Source organism: Streptomyces sp. Je 1-79, assembly GCF_025195125.1.
Lineage (GTDB): Bacteria > Actinomycetota > Actinomycetes > Streptomycetales > Streptomycetaceae > Streptomyces.
Map to the genome: position 1 here is coordinate 79,791 of NZ_JAMGSL010000005.1, position 17,718 is coordinate 97,508.

Below are 17,718 nucleotides of genomic sequence, written 5' to 3' on the forward strand. Positions count from 1 at the left end.
CGCCGCCCGCGTTCCGGCGCGCCGGAACACGGGATTTCCCGGACGGGACAGACACCTGTACGCGTGCCGGTCCCTACTCCACACTGTCCCCAGCCGGACCATCCGTCCGCTCCTGCACCCCCTTCCCCCAAGGACGTGTGACATGACCTTCAGCTCAAGACCGCTCATCATGGCGGGACTTGGCGTCATCGGGGCAACCGCCGCTCTGGTGACGGCTTCACCTGCCTCCGCCGCCGCGCCCGCTTGCCCGTACCCGTACGTCTGCTTCTACAACGTCGACGATCTCAACCACCCGGCCGCGAAGATGACCGGCAAGTACCAGGTCGTCACCAGCGGGTGGCAGTGGTTCACCGGGTCGTCCTACGGCGCCGACCTGGTGGTCAACACCCGCAACGACGACGTCGCGTACGTGCACATGTCCAACGGCACGGTCATCTGCGTGGAGAACAACAGCCGTCACTCCTTCATCAACGACGAACCCCTCCGCTACGCCGACGGGGTGCGCATCTCGTCGGCCGCCAACTGCTGACAGCGCCGGGCTCGGCCGTGAGACTCCGTACGGGCGCGGGAGTCAGCGGCTGACGGCGCGCCGGGGGAGGGGCGAGGAGTACACGACGCTCGTCGTCACCGAACCCAGCGTGCCGACCTTCCCGGAGATCTGCTCCAGGTGCTTCATGGACCGGGCGGCGACCTTGAGCACGAAGCAGTCGTCGCCGGTCACATGGTGGGCCTCCAGGACCTCCGGGGTGGCCGCGATCAGATCGTGGAACGGCTTGTAGTTGCCGTTCGGATAGCGCAGCCGGACGAAGGCGAGGATCGGGAGCCCGAGCCGTTCCTGGTCGACCACGGCCGTGTAGCCGGTGATCACCCCGGCCTCCTCCAGCCTGCGCACGCGCTCGGTCACCGCGGAGGCGGACATGGAGACGGCACGGGCCAGCTCGGTGAAGCCGGCCCGGCCCTGGGCCTGAAGGGCGTCGAGGATGCGCCAGTCGGTGGCGTCCGGGGTGTATCCGGTCATGACGGTGATGGTGCAGGGGAATCCGCGGCCGATCAAGCGATCCCCCGCGAGTTCTCACTGCCCGGACGGCGGAGCGGATTCCCCACCGGCCCCGCTCCCGCTCGTCCCCGCCCCGCTACCTCCGCTCTGCTTCTGGGGCCGTGCCCGGTGTCACGCGGTCAGAGGCGCGAGATCTCCTCCACGAGATCGTCGAGACCCAGCGGCCCCTGCGACAGTGCCGCCATGTGCCAGGCCTTCGCGTCGAAGGCGTCGCCGTGCGCCGCCTGCGCGTTGGCGCGGCCGAGCAGCCAGGCCCGCTCGCCCAGCTTGTAGCCGATCGCCTGCCCCGGCATCGAGAGATAGCGGGTCATCTCGCTCTCGACGAAGGCCGGCGGGCGGCTGCTGTGCCGCTGGAAGAACTCCTGCGCCAGCTCCGGAGTCCACTGCTCGCCCGGGTGGAACGGCGAGTCCGCCGGGATCTCCAGCCGCAGGTGCATGCCGATGTCCACGATCACCCGACAGGCGCGCATCATCTGCGCGTCCAGGTAACCGAGGCGCCGCTCGGCGTCGGGCAGGAAGCCGAGCTCGTCCATCAGCCGCTCCGCGTAGAGCGCCCAGCCCTCCGCGTTGGCGCTGACCCCGCCGATCGTCGCCTGGTAGCGGGAGAGCCGGTCCGCGACGTGCACCCACTGCGCGATCTGCAGATGGTGACCCGGCACACCCTCGTGGTACCAGGTCGACACCAGGTCGTACACGGGGAAGCGGGTCTGGCCGTCGACCGGCAGCCAGGTGCGGCCGGGCCGGGAGAAGTCCTCCGAGGGGCCGGTGTAGTAGGGGGCGGCGGCGCCGCCCGGCGGGGCGATGTGCGACTCCACCTTCCGTACCCGCTCGGCGAGTTCGAAGTGGGTGCCGTCCAGCGCCTCGATCGCCTCGTCCATCAGGTTCTGCAGCCAGACCCGGACCTCTTCGACGCCCTCGATGTGGGTGCCGTGGACGTCGAGGTGCGCGAGCGCCTCCCACGGCCCGGACCCGGGAAGGATGCGGTCGGCCTCGGTACGCATCTCGGCCAGGAGCCGGTGGTACTCGGACCAGCCGTACGCGTAGGCCTGGTCGAGGTCCAGGTCGGTGCCGTTGAAGTAGCGCGACCACCGCTGGTACCGCTCGCGGCCCACCGTGTCGGGCGCGTCGGCGACGGCGGGCGTGTACACGTCGCGCATCCAGTCCCGCAGCGCGACGACCGCCTCGGTGGCACCGCGGGCCGCCGAGGAGAGCTCCGTACGCACGTCGGGGCCGAGCGCATCGGGAGCCGTGGCGGCGAACTCCTCGAACCAGCCCCGGCCGTCGGCCTCCTCGCCCGCCCACTCCGTCAGCTGGCCGACGAAGGTCGCGGTCGGCCGCGGGCCGCCCAGGAGCTTGCGCTCCAGGCCGAGTTCCAGCGCCGAGCGGTACCCGTCGAGCGCCGCGGGAACCGCGCGCAGCCGCCGCGCCACGGCCTCCCAGTCCTCCTCGGTCTCCGTGGGCATCACGGTGAAGACCATGCGCACGCTGTGCGCGGGGGACCGCATGTTGCTGACCGCGCAGAGGCCCTCGTCGGCCTCGTGGACGGCGAGCTCGGCCGTAAGACGTTCGCGCAGCAGCCGGGCGCAGCGCCGCTCGGCTTCGCTGTCCGCGCCCGGCAGCCGCTCGGCCTCGTCGAGCCGCGCGAGGGTGGTGCGGGCGAGGTCGGCCACCTCCTCCTGGCCGGCCGGCGAGAAGTCGGGAAGGAGGCCCGCGCTCTCTTTGACTCCCAGGTATGTACCGGTGATCGGGTCGAGTTCGATGAGTGCGTCGACGTAGCTGTCGGCGACCTGGCGGGGCAGCGCGCTGCTGGAAGTCTCTGGCATGGGACTCATCCTGGTCCCTTCACGGTCCCCGCGTCACCCTCAATCGATCTCACTAGGCTGACAAATGAGCGCCCGGAGGGGGAGGCCCGTACGCCCCCGAGGGGCGGCCGGACGGCCCGCCCACACGCGTCGCCGCGCGCTTGCGCTCGATGGACGGGCCGATCAGTTCGCGCCGGACCGGGCACACCCGGGCGGGCCGGAGCGGTTCCCGTCCTCGGCCGACTTTGGCCGAATCCCGTCGGAGGCGGTGCCCCGGCGGGGGGACACCGCCATGCCCGCCCCGGGGCGACATCGCTGAGGAGGGTACGGGTATCGGCCGACGGGCGGCGGAGAACGTACGGCCCGGCCGGGTCCGGTACGCCGGATCCGGCCATCTGCCGTACAACACTTTCCGACATCCGGTGCCCGGAACGGTCCTCAGCGGTCGCCGAGCGGCAGCCGGCTCAGACGCGGAGCCGAGGAGAGCCGGGCGGTGATGACCAGGGTGCCTTCCTCGATCTGGTAGTCGAGGGGGAGGTTCAGGGCCCGCATCGCCGCCACCATGCCGGTGTTGGACGACTGCGTCACGGCGTAGACGCTCTCGCAGCCGGCCTCGACGGCCATCGTGACCAGCCGGCCGAGGAGCTCGGAGCCGATGCCCCGGCGCTGCCAGTCGTCCTCGACCATCAGGGCGACCTCCGTCTCGTCGCCGTCCCAGAGGAGGTGGCCGAGAGCGACCAGCCGGCCGGAGGCCGTCTGCACGGCGAGGGTGCGGCCGAAGCGGGGGCTCAGGAGGTGGTCGAGATAGCGGTCGGCGTCACCGACGGGCCCGTGGTACCGCAGGCCGAGGGTCCGCGCGGAGCAGCGGTCGTGCATGGCGCGCGCGGCGACGAGGTCGCGCTGGTCGGCGCGGCGGACGGTGATCTCGTTCCCCTCCGGGAGGGTGAGGACGTCCTGGCTGCGCGGGATGCGCGGGCCGAGTCGGGCGTCCAGTTCGACGAGCGCCCGGGCGCGGGCGAACTCTGTCGGGGTGAACGGCAGATAGGGCCGCTCGATGGTGATCACACCGCCGTTCGGGTCGCGCAGGCGCATCACCGTCTCCTCCAGGACACCCTCGACGGGGGCGGTCTCACCCGTGGGGCGCCCGGTGAGCGAGACGGCGGGCAGGGAGTGGATGGTGCAGCGGCCGAGGAGCTGGCGCAGGGCGAGCGGGAGTTCGGCCGCGTCGAGCGCGGTCCGGGTGGCGAGTCCGAGCAGCCGGGTCGGGGTGTCCACGAGGTCGTGGGCGTCGGCGCGCTCGATCCAGGTGCTGCTGCCGCCGGCGGTGGCGATCTCGCGGGTGAGGTCGCCCGCCTGGAGGCCGGCGGGGGCGCGCAGCAGGAACTCGTCGACGGTGCCCTCGGCGAGCGGGTGGGTCTGGAGCGTCAGGATGTCCACACCGTGCCGGGCCAGCGCGGTGCAGAGCGCGGCGAGACTGCCCGGCGTGTCGCGGACGGTGGTCCGCATCCGCCAGAGGGCCGTCCCGACGGGCTCGTCGGTCGCGTCGCCGTCCGAGCGGATGTCGCCGGCCGACGGCGGCGCGGCGGGCCCGCCGCCGGGATCACCGGCGGGCGGCGCATGGCTGTGTCGTCGGGCCCACCAGGTGTGGAAGGTGGCCGTGGCGATCAGCGCGATCGCCGAGAACACGAGCATGTACGGGCCGTCGGCGCCGCGGACGACGGTCTTGGCGATCGTGTCGGCCACCACCACGGCGGTGAACAGGGCGGCGAGTTCGATGAGGTCCCGCCGCCAGTGGTGGGGACGGCGGGCGCTCTTCGCGGAAGTCACATCGGTCATGAACTCACTGTGACCCAGCGGTGTTGCGTGATCACGAACGCTTTGTGACTGACGGGTTAAGCGCCGATCTGGGACCTTAGTGGTCGTTTTCGACCGCTTGTGTCGTGTCCTGACCGGCCCCGGTGGACGGTTCTGGCGAGGCCGCCCGGAGCGCCTTCCGTAGCCGCGCCGCCTGGACGACGAGCTGTGAGGAACCGCGCCGCTCCGCCGTCGCGTCCAGCCCCGGCACCTCCCGCGACGTCCCGCACCGCTCCACGCAGTCGGCCGCGACCGCCAGCAGCTCACCGAGCCCGCGCGCTGGCTTCTCGGCCGTGAGCAGCGCCGGAAGCAGGGGCGCCAGGACGGACCAGGTCGTGCCGTACGCGCCCGTGGCCGCCGCCGTACGCGCCGCGTCCGCCAGGCGGTTGGTCTTGACGGTGCCGTCGACGACCAGTCCGGCAAGCGTCTCACCCAGCCGGCCGGGGTCCAGATCGTCCCGCGCGGCCAGGACGAGCAGCGTGTCCACGGCGTTCAGCCGGTCCTCCGGGTGCCGGCAGCCGAGCGCGAACGCCAGGGCGAGATGGGTCGCCGCCCCGGGGGGCCCGTCGGCCTCGGCCAGGGCGGTCATGCCCCAGGAGGCGCCGCGCTCGTCCCACTCGACCCCGCCCGCGAGCACGGGCAGCAGCCAGGACGCGAGGGTCTCCCGGTCGTCCGGCACCACGCCCGGCCAGTTCCGCCGCTCCCCGCCCCAGTGGTAACAGCGCTCGTGGGCCTCGGTGTCGGTACCGCCCAGCCACCGGAACACGGGCGGGAACTCCTCCCGTACCGTCCGGCGCTCGCGGAACCTCAGGACGATCCGGTCCGCCAGCCGCGCGGTGCCCCCCTTCGTGTCCCGTTCCCGGGCGAGGAACCGCAGACCGGGGGCGAGGGAGGCGTCCGCCCGGAGCCAGTCCGCGAGCCGCTCCCCGGCTCGGGTGCCCAACGCCGAGGCGGCGTCGGCCGCCGCGGCCGCCGACGGGTCGGCCTTACGGACGCGCAGCAGGGCCTGCGCGAGGTCGACGGGGGCCGGATCCACGCCCGCCTCCCGGTACGCGCGCAACCGCTCCACCAGCACCGACGGCTCGATGGCACCGGTGTGCCAGGTGGGCGCGGCCAGCAGGAACGGCAATCGGTCCGTGCCGATGAGGGCGGCCGCCTCCCACAGACGGGCGTCGACCACCGCGTCCAGCGCCCCGTGCACACAGGAGGAGGGGAACCGCTCGCGCACCCGGGCGTCGTGGATACGGGACGGGCGCACCCGGCCCAGCAGCGCGGCCATCACCACGGCCACGCCGTTCGTCCCGTGGGCGAAGTGGTCCGGGGCCTGCCCCTCCTCGCCCGCCCACCAGGCGTCCGCGAACGCCACGGCCAGGGCCGCCTTCAGCTCCTCGCGGTGACGGTGCGCATGGTGGACGAGCCCGTCGAGGGCGCGCTCGAACTCCTCCGGCGGCGCGTCGACACGGCCCTTGGACACGGTCACGAGATCTTCGACCAGCTCCGCGACCGTGGCCGCCGGTCCCGCCACCCGCCTCGGCTCCGGAACCGGCGGCAGAGTCTCCTCGTACGGGAGATCGTCGGCGAGATCCGCGGCACCGAACAGCTCCTCGGCCGCTTGGCGGTGCGTCGGGCTCAACACGGCCGCGACGCCCGCCAGTTCCTCCCGCACCTGCTCGTCCACCTCGGGGAGGTACCGTCCGACGAGCTTCAGCGCACGCTCCTGGATCCCGGTGTCCGCGTGCCCGAAGGCCTCCGCGACCACAGGCAGCAGCTCGGCCGCCGCGCCCGGGTCCTTCCGCAACTCCTTCGTCAGGAGCGTCAGTTGCGCGCGGACCAGCTTCTTCTCCGTACGGAACAGCACCTGGCCGGACATCTCCGCCAGCTCCGGCACCGACAGCCCACCGCCGTCCGCGAGCCCCGCCAGGACCTCCTGGGCATAGGCCGCGACCGGAGACGGCGCGTCCGCGGCCATCCCCATCCAGTCCGCCGTCCGGCCCCGCCGCTCCCCGGCCGTCGGATCCAGGAGCTGGAGCAGGGCGAGCGGGAAGCGAAGATCCCGTGGCCGGCCCCCGCGCAGCAGCCGCGCCACGCAACCGTCGACCAGGGAGGCGCGGTCGAGCACGCCCTCCGCGGCGAGCGTCGCGAGCGCCGTCGGCCAGTGGGTGGGGGCCTCGGGACCCACGGACCAGGTGAGCCGGTCCGGGGTCTCGGCCATGTCCAGGACGCGGGGCACCAGGATCGGCGTGTGCGGGTCGGCACGGAGGTCGTCCAGAAGCTGCCGCCCGGTCAGCGCGTCCGTCCAGCCGAGCACGTAGCCGTCCGTCGTGGGCACGGCACAGCCCGACCGCCCCACCAGCTCACGCACCAGGTGGTACTCGTTCTCCGCCACGGCCGGCCGCTCGGCGAGCCGCTGCGCCACATCGCCCAGCCAGGCCGGATCCCGGTCGGCGAGCACGTCCAGGACGAGGTGGCTCGTGCTCCGGCCCCAGTCGACGAGGTCCCGGCCGCCGATCCAGGCGGCGGCCGCGGCCGCGCCCGTGTGGCATCCCGCCCCGGCGACCCGCAGCGCCTTCTGGATCGGGACCTGCTCGTTCCAGCGGCTCCAGCCCCAGCCGCGGACCTCGGTCCGCAGGGCCTTGAGCTCCGCCAGGGCCTCTTTCCGGCCGACGGGGTCCAGCCCCTTCAGCAGCCCGGGGACGGCCTCGGCCCGTCCCGCCCGAACCGCGGTCAGCAACGTGTTCACCCCTCGTCCCTCCCGTGCCGCCGTCAGCCGCGCCTTCAGCGCGCTCTGGTCGAATCCGCCGCTCATCGCGCACCCCCGAGGGCCTCGGCCCCGGCCGTCCCACCGGTCACGGCGCCGGCCGCTGCCTGGTGCCCGGCACCGCGCCGGGCCATGCGGACCGCGAGCGCGTGCTTGCACGGGCCCCGGCGGCCCCGGTAGTCCGCCCACCACTGGCAGGTGCAGGTCAGCGCCCCGTCCGCCTCCCGTACCCGGTAGCGCCGGTCGCCCGACGCGACCGTCGCCAGGGTGCCGTCGAGAACGACCGCCCCCTCCGTCACCAGGGCACGCGCCGCGACGAGCCGGGGATTGTGCCGCTCCGCGCGGTCCGCGTCGTACGGCAGCTCCCGGTGGAAGTAGGCCGCGTCGGCCACGTCGTACCCCACCCGCCCGGCGGTGCCCAGGCGGGTCAGAGCGGCCCGCACACGGTCCACCGGAAGGCCCGACCGGTCACCCAGCTCGGCCGGATCGATCCTCGGCTCCCAGGCCAGCAGCACCGAGATCAACTCGGCGTCCTGCGCGGCCTCCTCCGTCGCCAGGGCCTCCAGGACCCCGCCCTCGCCGGAGAAGCCCCGCGACGCGTCGGGGGAGAGGGTGAGCGTCAGACGCATCCCGGGCAGTGTCACCTCCCAGGCGCTCGCCGTGGCGACGCCGTCCGGCACCGGCCCGTACACCCGCAGCGCCGTCGCGTGCCGCAGCACCCGTTCCAGGGCCACCAGCCGCTCGGGCCCCGGCAGGCAGACCGCTCCCGCGACCGGCCGGGTCGTCGGCCGCAGCGTCCGGCCTGCCTGGACGACCCAGAGCGGCCCCCGCCGCCCCGCTCCCTGCGAGCGCGGCAGCGAGCGCAGGAACCGCACCGCCTCGGGACCCGTCAGCTCCGCCCGCAGATCGAAGGCGACGGAGGCGACCTGCGCCTCGGCGAAGCCACGCAGCCAGCGGTCCGGCAGCGGAACCTTCTTCTCCACGACCGCGCCTTCGAGGGTCGTGACCGCCAGCTCCTCGGGCCCGACCCGCAGATGCAGCGGATCGCCCCCGGTCAGCCGCGACAGGGCCTCGCGCAGCGGGTTGTTGACGTCGACATTGGTGGTGCCGTGCCCGGTCGTCGCCCCGTCGAGCCCTTCGCCGAGCACGTCCAGCCGCGCGTACACCCCGCCGCAGCCGGAGAACGACTCGAAGCGCAACCGGTCGCCGTTCCCCGTCACGACCGGGTCAAGGGACCCGGGCCGTATCCGCTGGTAGTAGCGGGCTGCGGCCACGTCCGCCACCGCCAGCAGCCCCCGCGCGGCGACCTGCGGGGACGTCAGGAACCCGCTGAAGAAGCGGGGATGCGCCTCGGCGCCGGTGGGCGTGAGACCCCCGGAGGTCTCCAGTCCGAGGAGTCGTCCGTCCCCGGAGGAGCGCAGGGCGGACGGGCGTGAATAGGCGAGTGCCTGTACGGATCGCGTCATGTCGAAAACGCTAGGCCCCACCACTGACAACCGGCTCGGACGCTTCAGCCGGGCCCCGGGGGCCTCCGACGAGTGGCCCGGGGGATCTCACGAGGGGCCGTGGGGCGGCGGGCCCCACGAGAAGCCGTCCCACGGACCCCCTCCCGGGCTACTGGCCGACCCGTCCCGGCTGGAGCACCTTGCTGAAGAGGACCGTTCCGCCCTCCGCGCGGAGCCGTACCGTCAACTCCCCGCTGCCGCCGTCGATGTCGACCTCGCCGAAGTACTGCGGCGACTCCATCGGCGACAGGTTCGCCCGTTCCGGCGCCCGTACGAAGACCCGCTCGGGACCGAAGGTGGCGTCCAGCGCGCTCGCGGGGAAGCCGCCCGCGGCCAGCGGCCCCGAGACGAACTCCCAGAAGGGTGCGAAGTCCTGGAACGCGGCGCGCTCCGGGGCGTAGTGCTGCGCCGAGGTGTGGTGCACGTCCGCGGTGAGCCACAGAGTGCCGGTGATCCGGCGGTGCTTGACGAACCGCAGCAGCTCCGCGATCTGCAGCTCCCGGCCGAGCGGCGCCCCGGGGTCCCCCTGAGCGACGGCCTCGATGTTCGCCGGACCGTCGGGGACGACGAGGCCCAGCGGCATGTCGGCGGCCAGCACCTTCCACACCGCCCGCGAGCGGCTCAGCTCCCGCTTGAGCCAGGCCAGCTGCTCCGCCCCGAGGATGCCGGTCGTGTCCTCGGCCTGCCGCCCGGGGGAGTTGGCGTTGCGGTACGAGCGCATGTCCAGGACGAAGACGTCCAGCAGCGGGCCGTACCGGACCACCCGGTGCATCCGGCCCTCGACGCCGCCACCGCGCGCGTGGAGGGTCGACACCGGGAAGTACTCCGCGAACGCCCGGGACGCGCGGGCCGCGAGGACGTCCACGTTCTTCTCCGTGTAGCGGGCGTCGTCCAGGATCTGGCCGGGGTACCAGTTGTTGCGCACCTCGTGGTCGTCCCACTGCACGATTGACGGCACCTGCGCGTTGAAGGCGCGCACGTTGTGGTCGAGCAGGTTGTAGCGGAAGTTGCCGCGGTACTCGTCCAGGGTCTCGGCGACCTTCGACTTCTCGGGGGTGGTGACGTTCCGCCAGACCCGGCCGTCGGGCAGCGTCACGCTCGGCTGGATCGGGCCGTCCGCGTAGATGGTGTCGCCGCTGCACAGGAAGAAGTCCGGATTCAGCCGGCGCATCTCCTCGTACGCGCGGAAGCCGCCGATGTCCGGGTTGATGCCCCAGCCCTGCCCGGCGATGTCGCCCGACCAGAGGAAGCGCACCCCGTCGCGGCGCCGGGCCGGAGCCGTACGGAAGGTGCCGACGACCGGTTCGCCCGTGCGGCGCGGGTCGTCCGGGTCCGCGAGGGTGACCCGGTAGTGGATCTGCTCACCGGCCGGAAGGCCCCGCAGCGCGGTCGTCCCGGTGAAGTCGCTGCCGGCGCCCAGCAGGGGGCCGAAGTGGCGGTGCGTACGGCGGAACGACTCGCTGGACGAGGTCTCCACGATCATCCTGGCCGGCCGGTCCGAACGGACCCAGACCAGTCCCGAGGAGGCGGTCACATCGCCGCTCTGCACCCCCCACGCGGCCCGCGGCCGCCCCGAGAGCGCCAGCGCCGGGGCGGCGGCCGAGGCGCCGCCGAGGGTGAGCGCGGCCGACGCGGCGAGCGAGCCGCGCAGCACGCTGCGGCGGGCGGGGGACGGGCTGTCGGGGACGGAGCTGGACATCGAAGCGCCTCCAAGTGCTGGTGCGGGTGGGTCCGTTCTGCCGCCCCATGCCTAACGGCAAGGGGCGGCGCGCACACGAACCCCGCGTGAACAGACCGGAGCGCACCCGTTCGGCCCGGCGGCCGGCAGGTGGTGCGTGCGCGGCCCCCGGGGCGGTGGTGCGTGCGGGCCCTCGGGGCGGCGGTGTGCGCACGGGAACCCCCTGCACCGGCGGGACCACCGGCATGACCGTCGCCCCCCCTCCCGGGGCACGCGCGCGTTGCCCGGCCGGGGTCGGCCTCAGCCGGGCCGGCCTGCCTCAGCCCCGGGGTCGGCCTCAGCCCGGTCCGGCCCCGTCCCGCCCGGACGCCTCCGCCGCCAGGCGTACGCCCAGGGTGATCTCGGACGGCGTCAGGTGGGCGTAGCCGAGGACCAGGCGGACGGCGCCGTCCGTCGGCCGCGCCGTGCCGAACTCCTCCAGGGGGCGCAGGGCCACACCGGCGCCCTCCGCCCGCTCCACGAAGCGCGTGCCGGGCCCGTAACGCTCCGGCACGCGCGCGATGATGTGCAGCCCGGCCGCGATTCCGCTCACCTCCGTGCCGGGGAAGGACTCCGCGAGCGCCGCCACGAGGGCGTCCCGACGCTCCCGGTACGCCCGCTGACAGCGGCGCAGCTGCCGGTCGTAGGCACCCCGCGTCACGAACTCGGCCAGCAGCGCCTGGTCCAGGGCGGGATTCCCGAGATCCATGGTCCGCTTGCGCTCCACGACTTCCGCGAGCAGCTCCCGGGGGACGAGCATCCAGCCGAGCCGCATCCCGGGTGCCAGCGACTTGCTCACCGAACCGGCGTAGACGACCCGCTCCGGATCGAGGCCCTGGAGGGCGCCCACCGGAGCCCGGTCGTAGCGGAAGTCCCCGTCGTAGTCGTCCTCCAGGACGTAGCCGTCCACCGACCGTGCCCAGTCGAGGAGCGCGGCACGGCGGGTCGCCGAGTACGCGATGCCCGTCGGGAACTGGTGGGAGGGCGTCGTCACCACCGCCCGTACCCCCGACGCGGCGAGCGGACCGGGCAGCAGCCCCTCCCCGTCCACCGGAAGCCACACCGTGTCCATCCCCGTGGCGGCGAACAGTCGCCCGTGCTCCGGGCTGCCCGGGTCCTCGATGCCCACGGTCCGCAACCCCCGCGCCCGCAGCACGAAGCCGAGCAGCGTCGACGCCTGAGCGACCCCCGAACACACCACCAGACGTTCCGGATCGGCCACCGCCCCGCGCCGCCGCGCGAGCATCCCGGCGAGCGCCGTCCGCAGCTCGGGCAGCCCCCGCGGGTCGGGGTAGCCCAGGGTGCGGTGGGGCATCGCGGACAGCACCGAGCGCTGGGCCGAAGCCCAGGCCGCGCGCGGGAAGAGCGCGAGATCGGGGGTTCCGGGGCGGAAGTCCACCCGTACGCCCGGCCTGCGCGGCGCGGCGTCCCGGACCGCCGTACGGTCCGTGGCCGCCCGCACCGCCTCACCGACCCAGGTGCCGGAACCGCGGTCGCTGCGCAGGTACCCCTCCGCGGTCAACTGCTCGTACGCCTCTGTCACCAGGCCGCGCGAGACCCCCAGGTCGGCGGCGAGTTCACGGCTCGACGGGAGCCGGGTCCCCGCTGTCAGCCGCCCGCCGCGCACCGCTTCGCGCAGCGCCTCCTGAAGGGCCCGGCCGCGCCGCCGGGCGGGCACCGAGGCCGCCGGGAGCAGCAACTCCCAGGCCGGTGTGGGCCCCATACGCGGTTCCCCCTCCGTGGTCCTCCGGGCCTCGGCCGTGCTCACTCGGGCCCGGCACAACGCGGTGGAGAGTACCTTCCCCGCGCCCGTCGCCGCGGCCCCCGAGCGGAAGTGGTCCCCGAAGGCGGTCGGGAAGTGGTCCTTAACGTGGACCGGCGGGGTTCCTAGCGTCGGTGGCATGAACGCGAACTCCCTGCGAGGAACCCTCCTCGTGACCGTCGCCTACGCTCTCGTGGGCGCCTCCTTCACCGCCAACAGCCTTCTCGGCGACTATCCGTACGCCGGCGGTCAGGCCCTGCGCTACGGCGCCGCCTGTCTTCTGCTGCTGCCCCTGCTCGGCCGCGGTGGGCTCGCCCCGCTCGGGGGGCTCGGCGTCCGTGGGTGGACCCGGCTCGCCGTGCTCGCCGGTGTCGGCATGGTCGGCTTCAATCTCGCGGTCCTCGCCGCGGAACGTACCGCCGAACCCGCCGTTCCCGGCGTGCTGGTCGGCTGCGCCCCGGTCGTCGTCGCCGTGCTCGTCCCGCTCCTGGACGGGCGCCGGCCCAGTCGGCCGGTCCTCTACGGCGCGCTGCTCGTGGCCGCCGGGGCCTTCACGGTCCAGGGGTGGGGCCGTACCGACCTGGCCGGTCTCGCCTACTCCGTAGGGGCGCTGGCCGGCGAAGTCGGGTTCACCGTGCTCGCCGTACCGGTGCTCCGTCCGCTCGGGCCGAAGCTGCTGACCGCCGTCGTCTGCGGGATCGCGGCCGTCGAGTCCGCGCTGCTCGGACTGGTCGTGGACGGCGGTGCCTTCCTGCGGACGCCGACGGCCGTGGAGACGGGCGCCCTGCTGTGGCAGGCCGTCCTGGCCACGGTCGTCGGCTTCGTCCTGTTCTACATGGGCGTCCAGCGGATCGGCATGGAGCGCGCCACCCTCTTCACCGGAGCCATCCCGGTCGCCGCCGCCCTGACCGCGGCCATGGTCGCGACCGGCGGCTTCGGCCTCCCCCAGGCCGCCGGCAGCCTGCTCGTCGGCGCCGGAGCCGCCCTCGGAACGGGACTCTTCGCCCGCCGGAACGCCCGCCGGAACGCCCGCCGGAGCCCGTGCCCCAACCCGCGACGGAACCCGTCAGCGGCTTCCGTCGAGGATCACCCGTGCGACGAGAGCCGGGTCGTCGCTCATGGGGACGTGACCGCATCCGGGCAGCCGGACGAGTCGCGCCCCGGGGAGCGTCTGCTTCGCCCGGACGCCCTGACGGCGCAGCAGCAGCCGGTCGCGGGTGCCCCAGGCGACGGTCACCGGCACCGCGCTGAGGTCGTCGCCGAACAGCACGCTCCGGCCGGCCTCCAGAGTCTCGCGGAAGCCGGTGGCCTCCCGGAGCGCGAGCGTCTCGGCGACCACCGCCTCGGGTGAACGGCGCCCCGGGCGCGCGTAGATGGTGCTCGTCAGCGCCGTCCGTCCGGCGGCGCTGCGCGACAGCCGCTCGATCAGCGGCACCGGCATGGACAGCGCCGCCGCCCGCATCGCGCGCAGCGTCCCGAAGGCGTATCGCCGTTCGCGCTCCGACCAGAAGCCGGCGGGGGAGAGAGCGGTGACCGACCGCACCAGCTTCTCGCGGCCGAGCTCCAGCGCGAGCAGCCCGCCCAGCGAGTTGCCGGCGACGTGCGGCCGTTCGAGGCCGAGCTCCTCGCAGAAGGCGCCGAGGACCGGAACGACCGTCGACAGGTCGTACGCGCAGCCGTCCGGCAGTGCGGGGGAGGTCCCGAACCCCGGCAGGTCGACGGCGACGACATCGCGTTCGGTGGCGAGGATGTCGAGCACCGGCTCCCATGCCTGCCAGTGGTGGCCGATGCCGTGCAGCAGCAGGAGAGGTTCGCCCGCGCCCCTGCGTTCGTACGTCACGGAGACCGTGCGCGGACCCGCCGGAGTCTGAACCGTGAACGAGATCTGTGCGGACATACGCCTGCTCCTTGACTTAGACACCCTGTCAGCAAGAATTACCGCTCAGTAGATACGAGTTCAAGGGCCCGGACGGAACTGGACAGAGTCCGACGCGTCGGATGGGATGGGGGAGTGGTGACCGAGACCCTGACCGACGTCTTCCAGGAGCACCGGCCGATGCTCACGGGCGTCGCCTACCGCATGCTCGGCCGCGTCGCGGACGCCGAGGACGTGGTCCAGGAGGCCTGGCTGCGCTGGTCCTCCGCGGACCGGGGCGACGTCCGCGAGCCCCGCGCCTATCTCGTCCGGATCACGACCCGGCTGGCCCTCGACCGGCTCCGCCAGGTCCAGTCGCGCCGCGAGTCGTACGTCGGACCCTGGCTGCCCGAACCCGTCGTCACCGACTTCGGGCCGTCCGTCCCCGACACCGCCGAGCGCGCCATGCTCGCCGACTCCGTCTCCCTCGCCGTCCTCGTCGTCCTCGAATCGCTGTCACCACTGGAGCGCGCGGTCTTCGTGCTCCGCGAGGCGTTCGGCTTCCCGTACGCGGAGATCGCCACCGCCCTCGACCGCTCCGAGGCCGCCGTCCGCCAGCTCGCCGGCCGCGCCCGCCGCCATGTCGACGAGGGCAGGCCCCGCTACGACGTCGACCCGGCCGAACGCCGTGACCTCACCGAGCGCTTCCTCGCCGCGGCGGCCGGGGGCGATCTGGAACAGCTCCTGGCCCTCCTGGCGCCGGACGCCCGCCTCGTCGGCGACAGCGGCGGCAAGGCCAAGGCGCCGCTGCGGGTCATCGACAGCGCGGACAAGGTCGGCCGCTTCCTCCTCGCCGTCGCCCGGGGCGCCGAGTCGGCCTTCGAGTTCCGCTTCGTCGAGGTCAACGGCGCGCCCGCGCTGCTCGCCCTCGCCGGCGGCAGGCCGGACTCGGTCTTCCAGATCGAGGTGCGCGACGGGCGCATCCAGTGCGTGTACATCGTCCGCAACCCCGAGAAGCTCCACGCCGTCGACCCCGGCTGACCGGCCCGCCCGCCGACGCGGCCCCGCTGTGCCCCGCCCCCACCCGGAGGCGGGGCACTGTGCTGCGCAGGGGACACATCGGTGCGAACGTCCTGTGAACGATCTACGTCAGAGGCCCGCAATCGGGGGCATCGGGGTCACGATTGGTCTTGACCAAGTAGGTGCGCCGCCTTATGGTCGCAGAGTTAGTGCAGGAACCTTTAATAAACAAGGGCGCGGAAAACCGCCGCGGGACACGGCGAATTGCGGAGGATCAGGGTGGGGACCACGCAGCTGGAATCTGTGCCGGAGCCGAAGTACTGGCACCTCAAGACCGTGATCGGCGAGGCGCTCGACTCCGACTTCGCGGTCGGCGAGATCCTGCCCAACGAGCGTGAACTGGCCGCGCGCTTCGGCGTCGCCAGGGCCACGCTGCGCCAGGCCCTGGAGCAGCTGGAGCTGGAGGGCCGCCTGCAGCGCCGCCGCGGCGTCGGTACGACCGTCGCGCCGCCGCGCGTGGGTGTCGACGTCTCCACGACGCAGCACGTCTGGCCCGGTGTCGGCGAGGAGACCTGGCAGTCCGTGGACTCCGCCCGCGACACCGCCCCCGCCGCCGTCGCCCGGCTCCTGGACCTCGCCCCCGACGAGCAGGTGCACATCGTGCGCCGGCTGCGCGTCACGAACGGCCAGCCCGTCGCGGCCGAGCTCCTGTACGTGCCGTCCTCCTCGGTCCCCGAGCTGACCGCCGTAGACACCCCGAGCGGCCCCGCCCGCGCCCGCGGCGTCCTGCGCGAACTCCAGCGCCTCGCCCTGGACGGCCAGGACCGCGCCGTGGAGCTCGGCTCGGCCCGCGCGGACGACGCCAAGGAGCTGGACCGCCTTCCGGGCGCCCCGGTCCTCGTCGTCACCACCCGCTACCTCTCCGAAGGACGCACCGCCGCGGTCTCGGTGGCCACGTACCGCGCCGACACCTGCCGCCTGACCTTCGGCGACTCGGTCGACCTGGTGATGGCCTCCTGACGGGGACGCCGACGGGACATCCGTAGACGATACGCACCGAGCCCGGGCGGGTCCGCCTCCGCGGACCCCCCGGGCTCACCGCTGTCCGGCCACCGCGTACCCGTGCGGCGCGCGGGGCCCCTCAGCGGCGGGCCGTCACCGTGCCCTCGACCGCGAAGAGTTGCTCCTCCACGTGGTCCAGGGCCAGACGCAGCGCGCCCGTACCCACCGCCGCCTCGCCCAGCATCGACAGGACCACCCGGGGCGGGCGGAGGCAGAAGCGGGCCAGCTCGTCGCGGAGGGGCTGGAGGACGCCGTCCAGGCCCGCCGCCCAGCCGCCGATCACGACCAGCTCGGGGTCGAGCGCGAGGACCAGCGCCGCCACGTCGTGCACCAGACGCTGGGTGAAGCGCTCCACCGCCGCCTCCGCACGGGCGTCGCCCCCGCGGGCCAGTGCGAAGACCTCGGCCACCGCCTGTTCGTCCAGCGGATGGAGCGGCTCGTCCGTGGTGGAGAGCAGATGCTCGGGGGTGACACCGCGGCCCAGCAGATGCAGCGCGCCGATCTCGCCCGCCGCACCGCCGTACCCCCGGTGCAGGCGACCCCCGATCAGGGAACCCGCGCCCGGGCTCAGTCCGGCCAGGACGAAGACGATGTCGTCGGAGTCGGTCGCCGCGCCCTTCCAGTGCTCGGCGACCGCCGCCGCGTTGGCGTCGTTCTCCACGAGCACCGGACACTTGAACGACCGTCGCAGCCGCTCCCCGAGCGCCAGGCCCGTCCAGCCCGGCAGGGCCGTGCCGAGCCGCACCGTGCCGTCCGCCTCGACGATCCCGGGCGTGCCGACACCGACCGCCCGCAGGTTCGACCGCGCGACCCCGGCCCTGCGCAGCACGTCGGCCACGACCGTACGGACCCGTTCCAGGCGCTCGTCCTCCGGAGCCGTCTCCGAGACCTCACGGGAGCCCGCGCCGATGATCCGGCCGTCCAGGCCCGAGAGCAGCGCGGCGACCCGGTGCGGTCCGATCTCGATGCCCAGCAGATGCCCGGCCTCCGCCCGGAAGCGGAACCTCCGGGCAGGCCGGCCCTGTCGACGCGCCTCACCTTCCTCGGGCGCCGCCTCGACGACCAGACCGCCGACGATGAGCCCCTCGACGACGCCCTCGACGGTCGGCCGGGACAGCCCGGTGATCCGGGTCAGGTCCGTGAGCGTGAGCGCGTCGGCGCCCCGCAGAGCATGGAGTACCACCGCGGAGTTGATCCGCCGCAGCAGCGACGGATCCCCGCCGGTCAGCCGCCCCACCGTGTGTCCTCCCAGCTCGTGCACATGTCTGCCGGATGTTACTCAATGGACAGGAGCGCGGCGAGGGCCGCCCGCACCCCGTCGCGGCG

The 17,718-nt window shown here is 73.9% G+C and carries 12 protein-coding genes and 1 pseudogene; 4 read left to right on the plus strand and 9 right to left on the minus strand.

Annotated features, from left to right (window positions below; translation table 11 throughout):
• Window positions 1-142: 142 nt before the first annotated feature.
• A complete protein-coding gene (locus M5362_RS10925) occupies window positions 143-529 on the plus strand; it encodes a hypothetical protein (RefSeq protein WP_260227241.1) in 387 nt (128 codons plus the stop codon).
• Between the two features lie 42 nt (window positions 530-571).
• On the opposite strand, the gene M5362_RS10930 is transcribed toward M5362_RS10925, so the two are convergent.
• The 7 genes from M5362_RS10930 to M5362_RS10960 form a co-directional block, all read right to left on the minus strand.
• Window positions 572-1,018, minus strand: coding sequence for an Lrp/AsnC family transcriptional regulator (locus M5362_RS10930; protein ID WP_260227242.1), 447 nt, complete (start codon window positions 1,016-1,018; stop codon window positions 572-574).
• Window positions 1,019-1,176: 158 nt separating this feature from the next.
• Window positions 1,177-2,880, minus strand: a complete 1,704-nt coding sequence (locus M5362_RS10935; RefSeq protein ID WP_260227243.1) for a DUF885 domain-containing protein — start codon at window positions 2,878-2,880, stop codon at window positions 1,177-1,179.
• Window positions 2,881-3,297: 417 nt separating this feature from the next.
• Window positions 3,298-4,695: a GNAT family N-acetyltransferase gene (locus M5362_RS10940; protein ID WP_260227244.1), complete on the minus strand. Its 1,398-nt coding sequence runs from the start codon at window positions 4,693-4,695 to the stop codon at window positions 3,298-3,300.
• Window positions 4,696-4,771: 76 nt separating this feature from the next.
• Entirely contained in the window at window positions 4,772-7,519 is a 2,748-nt protein-coding gene (locus M5362_RS10945) for a DUF6493 family protein (protein WP_260227245.1), read from the minus strand.
• Window positions 7,516-8,937, minus strand: coding sequence for an SWIM zinc finger family protein (locus M5362_RS10950; protein WP_260227246.1), 1,422 nt, complete (start codon window positions 8,935-8,937; stop codon window positions 7,516-7,518). The genes M5362_RS10945 and M5362_RS10950 overlap by 4 nt, the downstream gene beginning before the upstream one ends.
• Before the next feature lie 148 nt (window positions 8,938-9,085).
• Complete coding sequence (locus M5362_RS10955) at window positions 9,086-10,675, minus strand: alkaline phosphatase (RefSeq protein WP_260227247.1); 1,590 nt, start codon at window positions 10,673-10,675, stop codon at window positions 9,086-9,088.
• 316 nt (window positions 10,676-10,991) lie between these two features.
• Window positions 10,992-12,416, minus strand: a complete 1,425-nt coding sequence (locus M5362_RS10960) for a PLP-dependent aminotransferase family protein (RefSeq protein ID WP_260227248.1) — start codon at window positions 12,414-12,416, stop codon at window positions 10,992-10,994.
• Window positions 12,417-12,594: 178 nt separating this feature from the next.
• Here M5362_RS10960 and M5362_RS10965 point away from each other — a divergent pair.
• A pseudogene (locus M5362_RS10965) lies at window positions 12,595-13,383 on the plus strand (EamA family transporter); the annotation flags it as partial.
• A gap of 138 nt (window positions 13,384-13,521) precedes the next feature.
• On the opposite strand, the gene M5362_RS10970 reads toward M5362_RS10965, so the two are convergent.
• Window positions 13,522-14,352, minus strand: a complete 831-nt coding sequence (locus M5362_RS10970; RefSeq protein ID WP_260227249.1) for an alpha/beta fold hydrolase — start codon at window positions 14,350-14,352, stop codon at window positions 13,522-13,524.
• A gap of 114 nt (window positions 14,353-14,466) precedes the next feature.
• Here M5362_RS10970 and M5362_RS10975 point away from each other — a divergent pair, with 114 nt between their 5' ends.
• Entirely contained in the window at window positions 14,467-15,351 is an 885-nt protein-coding gene (locus M5362_RS10975; RefSeq protein ID WP_260227250.1) for an RNA polymerase sigma-70 factor, read from the plus strand.
• Window positions 15,352-15,609: 258 nt separating this feature from the next.
• On the plus strand, window positions 15,610-16,350 hold the full coding sequence (locus tag M5362_RS10980) for a GntR family transcriptional regulator (RefSeq protein ID WP_260227251.1): 741 nt from the start codon (window positions 15,610-15,612) through the stop codon (window positions 16,348-16,350).
• 121 nt (window positions 16,351-16,471) lie between these two features.
• On the opposite strand, the gene M5362_RS10985 is transcribed toward M5362_RS10980, so the two are convergent.
• Window positions 16,472-17,629 (minus strand): ROK family transcriptional regulator, encoded by a 1,158-nt coding sequence (locus M5362_RS10985; RefSeq protein ID WP_260227252.1) that lies wholly within the window; start codon window positions 17,627-17,629, stop codon window positions 16,472-16,474.
• Window positions 17,630-17,718: the final 89 nt, after the last annotated feature.